Below are 12,878 nucleotides of genomic sequence, written 5' to 3'. Positions count from 1 at the left end.
GGTTTAAAGCTTACGGAACAAAACCCGGGGCGGGCAGCGGAAAGGCACCAATGCGACAGGCGCGATCGGTGACCGTTTCCCTGCGCCGGCATTACCCGGATCAGGTTCAAAGGGTATGCTCTCAGCCCTGCCCTTGTGCGGACAGAGCACCCCCACGGTCTGCCAACGCCAACGCGACGCAACGCTCGGCGTTCCCTGTTTTAAAAAATCCCTCTCCGGTCGCGCTCCCTATAGGTAAGCCAAGACAAAGGCACCTCGACGTTGAGCTGCTGCACCTCTTCCGGCGAAAGCTCGGGCAAACGCGCTACCAACGCTAAAAACCGGTCGCGCTCCGCAGGCGTAACAATCCCGTCGGTAAGCACATCGAATTTGCGGATGTAGTCTTCCCGATCGAATGGCCGCGCACCATTGGGATGCGCATTGGCGACAGCTAGCTCATCAACCAGCACGCGCCCATCCTCAAAGATTATTTCCACGCGCCCACCAAAGGCCTTCTGAGCAGGATCTGGATGGTGGTAGCGTGCCGTCCACGCCGGATCTTCAACTGTACGAACCTTCCGCCAAAGCCGCACCGTGTCGGACCGCCGGGCACGCTCTGGCGCATAGCTACGCTCATGATGCCAGCTGCCGTCTTGCAAAGCCACAGCAAAGATGTACATGATGCTGTGATCGAGCGTCTCGCGGCTCGCCTCGGGGTCGTACTTCTGCGGATCGCCTGAACCTGAGCCAATCACATAATGCGTGTGGTGGCTTGTGTAAATGACAACTTCTTTGATCTTCTCAAAGTCATCAATCTTTTCGCGCATGCGAAAAGCCAAGTCAATTAGGGCCTGCGCTTGATACTCCGCCGAATGCTCTTTGGTATAGGTCTCTAAAATCTGACGCCTCGGCTCGCCAGGCTCAGGAAGCGCAACCTCGTAGAGGGCTTCAGGCCCGTCGAGCATCCAGGCGATCACGCTGTCTTCGCCTTCGTAGATGGGCGAAGGCGACGTTTCGCCGCGCATCGCCCGGTCAATCGCTTCAATGGCTTGCTTGCCAGCAAAAGCCGGCGCATAGGCCTTCCAGCTGGAAATCTCCCCTTTACGCGACTGGCGCGTTTGAAACGACACGTGCACAGCCTGCTGCACGGCCTGATAGATCACCTCCGTAGGAAGGGCAAGCAGCGCACCAATGCCAACAGTGGCCGCCGGCGCCAAGTGCGCAATGTGGTCTTTTTTGTGCTTGTGCAGACAGATGGCTTTCACCAGACTAACGTGCACCTCATAGGCCGCCAAAATGCCCCGCAACACATCCATGCCTCTCCGCCCTGTCTGCTGCGCCACAGCCAGAATAGGCGGGATGTTATCTGCCGGATGCGCATAGTCGGCAGCCAAAAAAGTATCATGAAAATCCAGCTCACGTACCGCCACACCATTGGCCCAAGCAGCCCATTCACAACTAAACCGCTGCGTTGCCGGCAGACCAAAAAGCGTTGCGCCTGCAGGATTCGGGTGGGCTAGCGCCTGCGTGCGCGCATTAGCTACCGGACGACGGTTGAGCGCAGCCACCGCAACTGCTGCATTGTCGATGATGCGGTTTATCACCATTTCGACTGCGGCTGCATCCAACGGGGCTTCATCGGTAGCTACTTGGGCAAGCTTCCAAGCCAATTGTTCCTCACGAGGCAGGCGCGCTTTGGAAGGATAGACGCGTACAACATGCTTCTGCATAACGATTGCCCAAAAGGTTCGTTTGGCGGCTAAGTGCAAACTACAGCTCACTAACTTACGCTGCAATGGCTTAGCGACCACAGGCCGCTTAACTAAAAAGCGCGCGAATCCCACTTTCGAACTGCCGTGCCCCTCCCTGCGAAGGGTGACGCACATAGGTATAGGGAATGCCCAGCGCCTGCAACGCAAACTCCGCTTTGCGACCCACAGCAATCACCCGCTCAGGCGATAAAATTTCAACAATGGCTGCGGTAAACGGCAGCCAGGAGCGCACTTCCTGCTGCGTAGGCGTGCGAATCGAAAGCGGCGCACCTGGATAATGGGGATGCAATGGCACTGCACTCCACGTAAAAAATCGCGGAAAGTACGGCCGCATAACGCGCCAGTAAATCCGGGCGCTGTATTCGTGATGCGGTCGAGGGGCTGCACTAGAAGCCTCGCCCTGCAGCGGGAATTCGGGATCAAGCAGTTGCGCCTCGCTCGTGAGCGGCACGCCAGAAAAACGGCAGCCCCAAGGTCCTGGCGCCTCAGCCAAAAGTAACACCGAGGGCACCGCTGCATAAGCAGCAAAATACCGCTTCAAGTTATTCCGGCGAATTGCTGGAGCTTCTTCCCGATCCAGCTCAGGATGACGATCACTATAAAGATTAAAAAGTCGCTCGCTTGAAGGCGTAGCAAAAAGCTGCGCTTCGCACAATGCCCAAAGTGACGCTATAGCTGGCACCATAACGATAACCCGTTGAACCTGGCCGAACCCCTTGGCGTTGGACTGCACGGCTTAACGTTAAGGTAAAACCTTTACCCCTTTTCAAGGGCATGAAGGGGCATAGCGGATTGACCCGACGACTACTGCTTTTTTGGCTGTTTGGGGTTGGGCTCTACAGCCTGGACTTCTGCGTTAAGCTCTTCCCCTTATGGCGTCTGCCCGTCGACATCTCATTTCCTATTGACCATTGGATTCCTTTTGAACCGATCTGGGCATGGATTTATATGCCTTTCTGGCTGCTATTTCTCTTTCTCGGAAGCGGCTATGCGCTTTGGCGCATGCGGGAGCATGGGCTCTACCCTTACCAGTTCCTCGCCGGAGGGACGCTCATGCAGTTAGGCGGCTGGTCGATCCATTTTCTGTTTCCAACCTACATGCCGCGCCCCGATCTGCCCGAAACCGGTGGGGCTTCAATCTGGCTAATGCGCCAAATCTACGAGGCCGATCCCCCTACCCACGTGTTTCCCAGTCTGCACGTTGCAAGCACCGTGCTGGTCGCTTACTTTCTTCAAATAGCTCTTTCGAACGCCTCACCAGCTACGCAGCGCGCCAGTTGGCTTATCGGAACCGCAACAGTCGTTTTGGTTTCGCTCAGCACCTTGTTCACAAAACAACATGGCGTAATCGATGTCGGCGCTGGCTTGCTCTGGGGCTATCTTTCAGGAACAGCTGGAATGCATTTAGGTATGGCCTGGCGCCGCTATCTACGTGCCGTGTGGGCGCTCTCAACGCGATGGCTGCGCTAGACCCTGCTGCCCTAGCATGTAGAGATAAAGCGCAGCAAGCACTAGCGCGTGCGTAATTTCCCCCCGCATAATCCGCTCCGGAATCTCCCCTACCTCCAGCAACACCACTTCGATCTCTTCCGCCCCATCCAACTGCTGCGCTCCCACCAGCCGAACGTTTTCTGCTAGAAATACGTGGCAGCGATTGGTGAGGATGGCTGGGTTAGGCGCGACCGCACCTAAATACCTTAAGTGCTCTGGAGCATAGCCGGTCTCTTCCCGCAATTCACGACGCGCGGCCTCTAGGGGCGAAGGGTCTTCGGGATCTACAGCACCACCAGGAATCTCAAGCGAAACCTCTTTGGTGCCGTAGCGATACTGCCGCACAAAAACGATCTGTCCTTCAGGCGTGACTGGAATGACGTTCACCCAGTCGATCGCTTCGAGCAGATAAAAATCATACGGCTTAGTGGCCCGCGGCGGCTGCACCTGCTCACGCCAGATGCGAAACACCTTGTAATCGGCCAGCACTTCTCGATGCAAGCACTTCCAAGGCCCTAACATAGAAGTTTCTCTGGTTCCAAGTGCAGGGAAAGCAAACGATCCTACTTCTTGAAAGGCTCCCCTTAGGCTCTTGGCGACGACACCTGCTGAGCAAATCGGCGTTTGAGCGCCGCAAGCACAGCCTCGAGCGTGGCATAGCCCACCTGCTTTTGAGCTTGCGCCACTGAAACCCAAGCTGCAGCCACAATGCCTTCCTCAGGCTGTGGCACAAACGTCTCGGCCGTCGTCTCCATCAGAAACCAGCAGGTCACCTTCACCGCATAGTGGCCATCTAGGGGATAGGCATGCACCGTATGCCCCAACAATGTCAGTAACCGAAGCGCTTCAGGCGGGATGCCCAGCTCTTCGGCCACTTCCCGTAAGGCGCAAGCTTCGACCGCTTCACCCGGGTTACATTTGCCTTTGGGCAAATCCCAGCATCCCCGTCGATGAATCAGGAGCACCTCCGGCGCTGACGCAGCAGCCCGAAGGATAACGCCCCCGGCAGCTTGCACGCCGACAGGCGGACGGTAAGGAGAAAAATTACAAAATGCCGAAGCCGGTAGCGCTGTGCGCAACTCCCAAAAACCTTTACAGGCCTCAGCTCCCCCTGGCGGCACCGCTACAACGCCGAGCCGCGTGCAGCAGCATTCCTGGGGAACCGCTTCAGGAAACTCCCATAGCCGCGTTCCTGCTGCTAAACCTTGCCTACCCGCTTGGTCCGAAAGGCAAGTCACAAATACTTGTGGAGCTGTTGAAGGAAGCAGTAACGGCCCTAACAGCTGCATCGCCTATTGCCCTCCCAAACGCAAGGCCATACCTAGCCCCACAACCCAAAGCCATCCATTGCCGCCTTCATATAGCGGCTTGTAGAGCGTAAGCTCCGGCCGCAAACGCATGCGATTTCCTATAACCCCGCCAACGGTTACGCCAGCCAGAGATCCTGTACCCACCTCATCAGAGCCTGTAGAACCCATGGTCACGATAAGCATCCGTGCACCCGTATATAGGCGCGGTGAACCTACCCACAGGGAAGGATACAGACCCACCGTACTAAACCGTTCATTCTCTAACTCCAATCCATAATAGGAAATGCCCATTCCTACAGCTACCTGGGGAGAACGGGTAACGAATTGGTACTTTCCCTCCATCATAACTGCCCCCAAAACAATACCTTCTGCAGCCAGAAACCCGGTTGTTCTAGCCCCAATCTCAAAACGTGGCGATACACCATAGCGGCCGTAAAGCTCTATAAGCCCTACGCCTCCTCCTTCATCATCTCCTAAGGCCCCAGCACCGGTGATTCCAACCCCTACTTCTGTTTTTCCCTGAGGTAGCACATCTGGTCCCTGAAACGCCGCCAGCGAAAGACAGCCCGAACATAGCAGTGCCAAGCTCAAGACCCCTATCGCCTGTAGGCTCATAGCCATCATATCCTAGGTTCTAAATAGGTTCTAATCTAAAAAGGAAGCCTCCTGGAATGGTGGCTTCAAAATTTAGACACATCCTTCAACTTTTTTCTACCCGTTTAATCGTGCAGCCAATAGAGCGCGTAGTAGCTACTGGGATCGGCTTACCTGCGGCCATTGCTTCCATGGCATTGAGTAAATAGGGCTGTTGCACGGCCTCGGGATTGCGGGCATTATCATCAATTGCACCCCGGTAAACCAGCACCAAGTCCTTATTAAAGAGAAACACATGGGGCGTGCGGGTTGCCCCAAAGGCATCAGCCAGCCTGGATCCTTCATCCAGGACGTATGGGAAGGTATAGCCTTTTTCCTTTGCCTGCTGCTGCATGTCTTCAAAACCGTCACCCCGATTTCGATAGGCTTCGTTAGGGTTCACGGCAATCATGCCAATGCCTAGTTCCTTGGCTTTCTGCGCCACAATCAAATACCGATCTTCCCAAGCCTTTACCCAAGGGCATGTATTGCACGAAAAAATAACCAGCAGGCCATTTTTACCCGCAACGTCGCGTAACGAGAGCATTTGTCCCGATACGTCGCGCATTTTTAAGTCGATCAACGGGGCCTTGCTTCCAATCTCTAGCTCTTTTTCGGGGCCAGAAACCGTAAGTGCTAAACCTAGCAGTCCAGCAACCCCTAACCAGAAAGGTTTGCGCTTCATGGTCGTTCTAGGAAAGGTTAAACAGTTTATGAATAGCGTATGAACGACAACAAACACCTTTAAGGTTCCATTGCCCAAGGAAGCCATTCGATGAACACCTCAAGCCCAGCTGGAGCTTTTTCAAGGGCTTCGGGCAAATGGATCAGGCAGTTGGCTCGCACCATGGAATGGTAGAGGTTAGAACCTTGCGGACCGGTATCGTGCACGTAAAGTTTGCCGTCATTTGCGGCACGGGCTACCCCTCGGGTGAAGAAATAGAGGCCGGCTTTTTTCGGTGTAGGCGCCTCGAGTACAGCTGGAAAGCGCGGCCGCAGCACAGACTGTTGCCCTTGCATGCGCCGAAGCGCAGGCACAACGTACTGGTCGAAGCACAAGGCAGAAGAGACTGGATTTCCAGGCAGCCCAAACACGGGTTTCCCTTCTAGCAAACCAAAAGCCATTGGTTTGCCAGGTCGCTGGCGAATCTTCCAAAAAAGCCATGCCGTGCCATAAGCATCCAGCACTTGACGCACAAGATCATAAAGCCCAACCGAAACCCCTCCAGAAAAGACCAGCACATCGGCCTCAAGTGCCTGCACCACAGCTTTCTCCAGCTTCTGACGATCATCCGGTACGCGAAGCGGTGGTAGCACTTCTGCACCGGCCCATTGAGCCTGCGCTGTAAGTCCTGGGCCAGCAGAGTCCCGAATATGCCCCGGCGTTAGCGCTTGAGAGGGATCGACCAGTTCATCTCCTGTAACCACCACCCTCAATCGCGGTCTGCGAAACACAGGAACTTGGGCAACCCCTATCGTAGCCAACATGGCCACTACTGGCGGCGTAATAGGCTGCCCTGGGGCAAAGAGTAACTGACCTGCCTGGACGTCCTGTCCGGATGGACGGATGTTTTCTCCTGCCGCCGGTCGCTGCAAAATGCGCACCCTACCCTCTGAATCGACTTCGGTCCATTCTAAGGGCACAACGGCATCGGCCCAGTGAGGCAGCGGAGCGCCAGTCATAATTTGCACACAAGCCCCTTTAGGCACTACCTCCGGGGGCAGCTGTCCAGCACCTACCGTGGCTACCACCCGCAACAGGGCCGGCAGCTGAACAATATCCGCTTGCCGAACCGCATAGCCGTCCATCGCGGCATTGGGAAACGGCGGAATATTATCGTGACTGACCACTGGTTCGGCTAAACGCCGACCCAATGCCTGGGCTAAAGGCACCTGCTCAACAGGCAAAGGCTTGACATGATCTAAAATCAATGCCCGGGCTTCATCTACAGAAACAAATTCGCGCATGATTTTCGGTTGCGCTCTTAAAAAAATCAGATCTTTGACTGAAAGATATTCACGAACTTCTGCGAGTTATGCTCCGCTACGACTATGCACCCGCGTTGGCTTTTTTAGAACCCCACGATTGGGAAGCTATACATCCACGCCTCGAAGCCGCCCAAAAGATGCTTTTGGAGCACACAGGACCTGGGCACGAAATGCTTGGCTGGCGTGAGCTATTACGCAAACCCGACGACGCACTGCTCGAAATGCTCGATGCTACTGCTGCCGAAATTCGCGAGCAGGCCGACGTCTTTTTGTGTCTGGGTATTGGCGGATCCTACTTAGGGGCACGCGCTGTCATTGAAGCCCTTACCCCCTCTTTTAGACACCTTGCTCCTACGCCCGAAATCCTCTTCGCTGGTCACCACCTCAGTGGAAGCTATCTCAAAGCACTCCTCAACTACCTTGAAGGCAAATCGGTGTACCTCAACGTTGTTTCTAAAAGTGGAACTACCCTTGAGACAATGTTGGCCTTTCGCGTGCTTCGTCCCTGGATGGAAGCCCGCTTTCCCGATGCCAGCCGACGTATTCTTGTGACCACCGATCCTGCCCATGGCCGTCTGCTTGAGATGGCCCGTACTTACGGCTACCCACGCTTTGCCATCCCACCGAATGTAGGCGGAAGGTTTTCTGTTTTAACTGCCGTTGGTTTGCTACCTATCGCTGTAGCTGGGGTTGACATTCGCTCGCTTTTCTACGGTGCTGTCGAGACCTGCGAACGACTCTCCAATCCTCTCGATAACCCTGCCCTCAACTACGCTGCACTGCGCTACTTGCTTTATGAACGCGGCTACGCCCTCGAACTCCTTGCTGTCTTTGAACCTCGCCTAAGCGGCATTGGCGCTTGGTGGCAGCAGCTTTTTGGAGAAAGCGAAGGGAAACAAGGTAAGGGACTCTATCCCGACACAGTTCAGTACTCAACGGATCTACACTCGTTAGGACAGTATGTCCAGGAAGGAAGGCGACATCTAATTGAAACTTTCCTGATGGTTGAACGCGAACCTGACCCCCTACTGGTTCCAGACACCGGAGATGACTTAGATGGTCTAGCCTACCTTTCTGGCCGTTCCTTTCAAGAGATCAACCGCATCGCCTACGAAGGCACCCGTAAAGCTCATGCTGAAGGTGGCGTTCCAGTCTCAACGATCTGGCTAGAGCACCTTAGCCCAAACGCTCTAGGCGCCTGCCTGTACTTCTTTATGCATGCCGTAGCCATCAGCGGCTACTTACTTGGGGTCAATCCTTTCGACCAGCCTGGCGTTGAGGCCTATAAACGGGAAATGTACCGGCTTCTCGGCCACGCCTAAGCTATTATGCACAACGTGGATTACCTGTGGATAGCAGGGGATAACGCTGCGGATAAGTCGGGGAAAAGTTTTGCTGCACAGCTTAGGTGTACAAAACCTCCCCACTTTCCCCACGTTATCCCCGCTTTTCCACGATGTGGACAATGGGGGATAACGTGGACGCTGAACGTTTGGCGTTAGCCATGAATTGATGTGGAAACGTGGAAAACAGTAAATAAACGCCTTAAAAAGCTCAAAAATGACCTTTGAACCAAAGGCTTTGTGGATAAAGTGGTGGAATAGTTGGGCTGTTTATCCACAAAGCTATAAAGTCGCTGTGCACAACTTCACTTTCCACATTTCCACAGCGTGCTATAACAACGACAACACTGCTTTTTTAAAAAAACCTATTGTTGAAAAAGCTGCTTTCACCGCCTCAAGAGCATTTGTGCAGTGGTATCAAAACGCTTACTTTTACCTCCAGGCTAACCTTTCCACAAGCTGTTAAGCAGTCTATGATCCGGCGTATCCTTGTAGCCCTTGATCCAGACACCGATACGCGAACTGCCGTTCGCTACGCTTCAGAACTCGCTCGCCGTCATGGTGCCAGCGTAACTGGACTGGCTGTTGTTGACACGGGCCACATCGAAGCTAGCATTCGCGGAGGAGGTATTGGAAGTATGTATTATGCCGTAAAGCTACGTGAACAGCTCACCGAAGAAGCCCATCTGGTAGCCCGTCGGCTTATTGAGGAATTTGACGCCGTTGCCGATGAAGAGGGCTTACGGCACCGCAATACCGTCGCTGAAGGGGTGCCTTTTCAGCGGATTATAGAAGACATGAAGTATCACGACCTGCTTGTGGTAGGTAAAGAGCCCCACTTTTTTTACAGCCATCCCGAAGAGAAAAATAAAACGCTCGTCCGGGTGGTACACGAAAGCGTCGGCCCTGTACTTGTGGTCGGTGAGGTATACCGCGCAATTCATCGCGTGCTTATAGCCTATGATGGCAGCGCTGCAGCAGCTCGAGCAATCCAGCGTTTTGCTCAGCTTAAGCCTTTTGGAACTGAGGTTGCGCTAGAAGTCCTTACCATCTCAGAGGACACTTCTGAAGCACGCCTTATGCTTTCACTTATGGAAGAATACCTTCAAGAACATGGGTTTATTCTTAATACTACAGTCCGTAGTAGCGAAAGTGTTGCTGAGGAGATTGTTCGTTTTGCTGAAGAGGTCAAGGCCGACTTGGTTGTTGCTGGTGCGTATGCCACAAGTGGTTTAAAGCGTTGGCTTTTTGGATCCTCTACCTCGGCGCTTTTGGAAAAAACGACTTTGCCTCTTTTTATTTACCACTGATTGACAGGCCAAATGTGCCGCCCATCGCTGCGTAGCCAAAGTGCACCGGAAGTTGCCGTGATCCATACTTTTGCTTTCTGCTGGAGCCATCGCTGATGTACCTGCGGGCTTACACCGCGCCATCCGGTACTGATGACGGCCCACCCAGCATGGGTGGTTTCTGGAAAGACTGCCTCCACCAGGGCTGGTGTACTGCTGGTTGAAGATCCGTGATGGCCAACTTTGACCACGTCGCTTTGAAGCAGTGCGCCGTAGGCTCGAACAAGCTGGCTTTCTAACCCTGCTTCAGCATCCCCAAGAAAAAGCCAACGGGTGTTGCCATAGACCATGCGCAGTACTACAGAGCGTTCGTTATCAGACGGCTGCATCGAAGCAACACCCGGAGCCAGTACTTGGAGCACAACGGCATCTTCCAAGTGAATCGTGTCTCCTGCCGCTAAGGGATAGCGAGCAAGTCCTAGACTATCCAGTACCTGCTGCACTTCTCGAGCGATGCGAGAAGTGTCGGAAGCGCCGTTGTCCAGCACGCGTCCAACTTTGATGCGGCGTAAAAGCGTCGGTGCACCGCCAATATGGTCAGCATCAGGATGGGTAAGTAAGAGCACATCTAAGTAATGGATGCCTTGCCAACGTAGAAAGGGAAGCACATTCCAATAGAGAGTTGCTTCTTCAAAGGCATAGCCGCCGACGTCGATAAGCAGGTGTCGGCCGTTTGGGGTGCGAATCAGGGTGGCATCCCCATGTCCTACATCAAAAAACACCACATCTAGGGTGGGGGAAACAGGTCGGCTAAGCCACACCCCGGCACAGCTGCAGCCAAGCATCAGACCCAAAGCAAGGCGACGGAATTTAAAAGAGCGGCTAAGCAGGCCTAAAAGCAACGGAGGCAGCAGCAAGAGCCATAAAGGAGGATGGGGATAGTACATAACCCACCCGGCAAACGCCTTGTCGGCCAAACTACCTAGCCAAAGCAGCCCTTGAGCACACAGCGTAGCTGCACCGCCAAACAGTTGTCCTACCGCAGGACTTAGCAGCGCGCTTAGGGCAGTAAGCAGTCCAGCGCTTAGAGCACCTGAGCCCAGTGGAATACCTATAAGGTTTAAGGGAAGTCCAGCCCAAGATACATAGCCAAAATGCAAAAGCATAAAAGGAGCTGTAGCCAACGTGGCTGTCAAGGTGGCCAGTAAGCTCCCGGTTAGGTAGCGTCCTATGCTGGATCGCAGCAGGCGTTTGGGTAAATGCTGCTGTAGTGAGCCAAGTCCACCAATCAGCCCGCAGACAGCGGCAAAGGAAAGCTGAAACCCTGGTTCAAAAAGCTGTGATGGATCCACAAGAAGGATAAGCAGCGCGGCTGCACCTAGGGAGTTGAAAGGATGCGCAGGAACCTGCCGGAGCGTAGCGCCTAGCAGCAGTCCTGTCATAACCAAAGCGCGCACGGCCGAGGCAGGAGCTCCTGCTAGCCATACGTAGCCGAGAACAATGAGCAGTGTAAGTAGCGTACGCGTCCATTCCATGCCCCACCAGCTTAAACCTAAGCGAAGCAGAAGCGGCCGCAAAAGCGCATAAAGAACCAAACCAACAAACATCACATGCAGCCCAGAAATTGCCAGCAGGTGGGCCAGGCCAGCCCGACCTAGCTGCCCACGCGTTTCCCAGTGCAAGCCCGATCGATCCCCTAGCACAAGGGCTTGCACGATAGATTGCGCTTCCGGATCTGGAATGGCTTGCGTAAGGTCCTGCTTGATGCGGCGTTTTAGCGGCTCCAGCCAGCTATAGGGGAAGCATTGGCCAGAGACTATAGGTTGTAAAAGTCGGGGGTCTTGAACCCTTAGCTGAGCAACAACACCTTGGCGACGCAGCCGCGGCCGGTGGTCTATCTGTCCCGGATTTCGAGGGGCTGGAAGAGGCTCTAAGCGTCCACCCACAAATATCTGGTCGCCGCAACGGAGCTCAGGCAGACCATGCTGTAAAGTGTCTACCCCAGACACCACGATTTCCAGAAAAAAAGGAAGGCGCAACGTGTCTTTTCCCACCAGGAGCATTTGCACCTCTGCCCTAAAGCGTAAGCCATAAGAGGTAGGTTGTGGCGCGCTACGCACAGTAACCCATGCGATCGCGGTAGTATCGGTGGGGATCGAGTTCGGCCTAGGAGAAAACCACAATTGCCAGTGAGCTGCACCCGTGCCTAAAAACAGCAGCCCTAAAGGAAGGGCTAAAAACAGCGAGCGATGTTTCCTAAAAAGCAAACCCAGCGTGATCCCCCCAGCGATTGCAGCTACGGCAAGCCAAACCAAAACTGGCCAGCTTAACCGATCGGCAAGCAATATCCCCAGGCTCAGGCAAATAGCCGTCCAGGCAAGCGGTGCATTGCGAAACATGCCCACGGGCATAAGGATCTAGCCCATTTTTAGAAGACACTGGTGCGTCTCTCTTGTAACTCGTGCCGCAAACAAGCTGTGAATCCCGCGCTTTAGCCAGAACCTTCCTAAGGTTGAAGAATTGCAGCAAAGCTGTAAACGTCCTAAAGGTGTTCTTTAAAGCAAACGGCCATGCCTCGTCGACGTGAGGTTCGAGAGCGGGTGTTGCAGGCCCTTTATGCCTATGAGGTCGGTCATGACACGGCCGAGCACGTCATCGAGACCATTTTGCGTCCTGCTCTAAAAGAAGATGCCGCGGCACTGCGTTTTGCCATTAGTCTTTTTCTACGCACGTTAGATTATAGTGAAGAAGCGGACCGCCTCATTGGAGCGCATGTCCAAAATTGGGATTTAACCCGTATTGCTTTAATCGATCGCTTACTCCTCCGAATGGCTATTTGCGAATTGCTAACTTTTGAAGATATCCCCCCTAAGGTTTCTATGAACGAAGCGATTGAACTAGCCAAAAGGTATAGCACGGAAAAAAGTGGATCGTTTGTCAACGGGGTTTTAGATGCCGTGGTACTTGATTTGCAACGGCAAGGGCGCTTAAAAAAATCTGGCCGTGGCCTGATTGGCATCGAGACCCTGCTTCAACGGCTGGCAGCCCAGCAACAGTCTAAATCATAGCAGG

Annotated in this window: 13 protein-coding genes and 1 riboswitch; of the genes, 5 read left to right on the top strand and 8 right to left on the bottom strand. The window is 54.0% G+C overall.

Annotated elements, in window-relative coordinates:
- Positions 1–59: 59 nt before the first annotated feature.
- Positions 60–164: riboswitch (TPP riboswitch) on the bottom strand.
- A gap of 36 nt (positions 165–200) precedes the next feature.
- Together J8E65_RS02275 and J8E65_RS02270 are read right to left on the bottom strand one after the other, a co-directional pair.
- Positions 201–1,709, bottom strand: a complete 1,509-nt coding sequence (locus tag J8E65_RS02275; protein WP_210373760.1) for an MmgE/PrpD family protein — start codon at positions 1,707–1,709, stop codon at positions 201–203.
- A gap of 88 nt (positions 1,710–1,797) precedes the next feature.
- Positions 1,798–2,436: a uracil-DNA glycosylase gene (locus tag J8E65_RS02270; protein ID WP_210373759.1), complete on the bottom strand. Its 639-nt coding sequence runs from the start codon at positions 2,434–2,436 to the stop codon at positions 1,798–1,800.
- An 89-nt stretch (positions 2,437–2,525) separates the two neighbouring features.
- Here J8E65_RS02270 and J8E65_RS02265 point away from each other — a divergent pair, with 89 nt between their 5' ends.
- Positions 2,526–3,221, top strand: coding sequence for a phosphatase PAP2 family protein (locus J8E65_RS02265; protein WP_210373758.1), 696 nt, complete (start codon positions 2,526–2,528; stop codon positions 3,219–3,221).
- Here J8E65_RS02265 and J8E65_RS02260 read toward each other — a convergent pair.
- The 5 genes from J8E65_RS02260 to J8E65_RS02240 all read right to left on the bottom strand — a co-directional run bounded on the left by J8E65_RS02260 (position 3,201) and on the right by J8E65_RS02240 (position 7,153).
- Positions 3,201–3,764, bottom strand: coding sequence for an NUDIX hydrolase (locus J8E65_RS02260; protein WP_210373757.1), 564 nt, complete (start codon positions 3,762–3,764; stop codon positions 3,201–3,203). The genes J8E65_RS02265 and J8E65_RS02260 overlap by 21 nt on opposite strands.
- 62 nt (positions 3,765–3,826) lie before the next feature.
- A complete protein-coding gene (locus tag J8E65_RS02255) occupies positions 3,827–4,531 on the bottom strand; it encodes an NUDIX hydrolase (protein WP_210373756.1) in 705 nt (234 codons plus the stop codon).
- A 3-nt stretch (positions 4,532–4,534) separates the two neighbouring features.
- Positions 4,535–5,167: a hypothetical protein gene (locus J8E65_RS02250; protein ID WP_210373755.1), complete on the bottom strand. Its 633-nt coding sequence runs from the start codon at positions 5,165–5,167 to the stop codon at positions 4,535–4,537.
- Between the two features lie 85 nt (positions 5,168–5,252).
- Positions 5,253–5,870 carry a thioredoxin family protein gene (locus J8E65_RS02245; protein ID WP_210373754.1) on the bottom strand — a complete coding sequence of 206 codons (618 nt, stop codon included), beginning with the start codon at positions 5,868–5,870 and terminating at the stop codon, positions 5,253–5,255.
- A gap of 59 nt (positions 5,871–5,929) precedes the next feature.
- The gene (locus tag J8E65_RS02240; protein ID WP_210373753.1) at positions 5,930–7,153 is read right to left on the bottom strand and encodes a molybdopterin molybdotransferase MoeA; all 1,224 of its coding nucleotides are present in this window, start codon (positions 7,151–7,153) and stop codon (positions 5,930–5,932) included.
- Positions 7,154–7,221: 68 nt separating this feature from the next.
- Here J8E65_RS02240 and J8E65_RS02235 point away from each other — a divergent pair, with 68 nt between their 5' ends.
- From J8E65_RS02235 to J8E65_RS02225, 3 genes are all read left to right on the top strand, one after another.
- Complete coding sequence (locus J8E65_RS02235) at positions 7,222–8,496, top strand: glucose-6-phosphate isomerase (protein ID WP_210373752.1); 1,275 nt, start codon at positions 7,222–7,224, stop codon at positions 8,494–8,496.
- A 238-nt stretch (positions 8,497–8,734) separates the two neighbouring features.
- Complete coding sequence (locus tag J8E65_RS02230; RefSeq protein ID WP_210373751.1) at positions 8,735–8,983, top strand: hypothetical protein; 249 nt, start codon at positions 8,735–8,737, stop codon at positions 8,981–8,983.
- Between the two features lie 7 nt (positions 8,984–8,990).
- The gene (locus tag J8E65_RS02225; protein WP_210373750.1) at positions 8,991–9,827 is read left to right on the top strand and encodes a universal stress protein; all 837 of its coding nucleotides are present in this window, start codon (positions 8,991–8,993) and stop codon (positions 9,825–9,827) included.
- Here J8E65_RS02225 and J8E65_RS02220 read toward each other — a convergent pair.
- Positions 9,818–12,217 (bottom strand): DNA internalization-related competence protein ComEC/Rec2, encoded by a 2,400-nt coding sequence (locus J8E65_RS02220; RefSeq protein WP_210373749.1) that lies wholly within the window; start codon positions 12,215–12,217, stop codon positions 9,818–9,820. The two genes, J8E65_RS02225 and J8E65_RS02220, sit on opposite strands and share 10 nt — an antisense overlap.
- A 159-nt stretch (positions 12,218–12,376) precedes the next feature.
- Here J8E65_RS02220 and nusB point away from each other — a divergent pair, with 159 nt between their 5' ends.
- Positions 12,377–12,874, top strand: coding sequence for a transcription antitermination factor NusB (gene nusB / locus J8E65_RS02215; RefSeq protein WP_210373748.1), 498 nt, complete (start codon positions 12,377–12,379; stop codon positions 12,872–12,874).
- Positions 12,875–12,878 lie beyond the last annotated feature (4 nt).

This window comes from Rhodothermus bifroesti, from assembly GCF_017908595.1.
Taxonomy (GTDB): Bacteria; Bacteroidota; Rhodothermia; order Rhodothermales; family Rhodothermaceae; genus Rhodothermus; species Rhodothermus bifroesti.
Note: the sequence above shows the minus strand (reverse complement) of the source record. Positions and strands in the feature narration are given on the sequence as shown.

Bases quoted from the DNA above. Each gene is read 5' to 3' on its own strand.
- J8E65_RS02275 (WP_210373760.1), bottom strand. From the start codon at position 1,709: ATGCAGAAGCATGTTGTACGCGTCTATCCTTCCAAAGCGCGCCTGCCT.
- J8E65_RS02270 (WP_210373759.1), bottom strand. From the start codon at position 2,436: ATGGTGCCAGCTATAGCGTCACTTTGGGCATTGTGCGAAGCGCAGCTT.
- J8E65_RS02265 (WP_210373758.1), top strand. From the start codon at position 2,526: ATGAAGGGGCATAGCGGATTGACCCGACGACTACTGCTTTTTTGGCTG.
- J8E65_RS02260 (WP_210373757.1), bottom strand. From the start codon at position 3,764: ATGTTAGGGCCTTGGAAGTGCTTGCATCGAGAAGTGCTGGCCGATTAC.
- J8E65_RS02255 (WP_210373756.1), bottom strand. From the start codon at position 4,531: ATGCAGCTGTTAGGGCCGTTACTGCTTCCTTCAACAGCTCCACAAGTA.
- J8E65_RS02250 (WP_210373755.1), bottom strand. From the start codon at position 5,167: ATGAGCCTACAGGCGATAGGGGTCTTGAGCTTGGCACTGCTATGTTCG.
- J8E65_RS02245 (WP_210373754.1), bottom strand. From the start codon at position 5,870: ATGAAGCGCAAACCTTTCTGGTTAGGGGTTGCTGGACTGCTAGGTTTA.
- J8E65_RS02240 (WP_210373753.1), bottom strand. From the start codon at position 7,153: ATGCGCGAATTTGTTTCTGTAGATGAAGCCCGGGCATTGATTTTAGAT.
- J8E65_RS02235 (WP_210373752.1), top strand. From the start codon at position 7,222: ATGCTCCGCTACGACTATGCACCCGCGTTGGCTTTTTTAGAACCCCAC.
- J8E65_RS02230 (WP_210373751.1), top strand. From the start codon at position 8,735: ATGACCTTTGAACCAAAGGCTTTGTGGATAAAGTGGTGGAATAGTTGG.
- J8E65_RS02225 (WP_210373750.1), top strand. From the start codon at position 8,991: ATGATCCGGCGTATCCTTGTAGCCCTTGATCCAGACACCGATACGCGA.
- J8E65_RS02220 (WP_210373749.1), bottom strand. From the start codon at position 12,217: ATGCCCGTGGGCATGTTTCGCAATGCACCGCTTGCCTGGACGGCTATT.
- nusB (WP_210373748.1), top strand. From the start codon at position 12,377: ATGCCTCGTCGACGTGAGGTTCGAGAGCGGGTGTTGCAGGCCCTTTAT.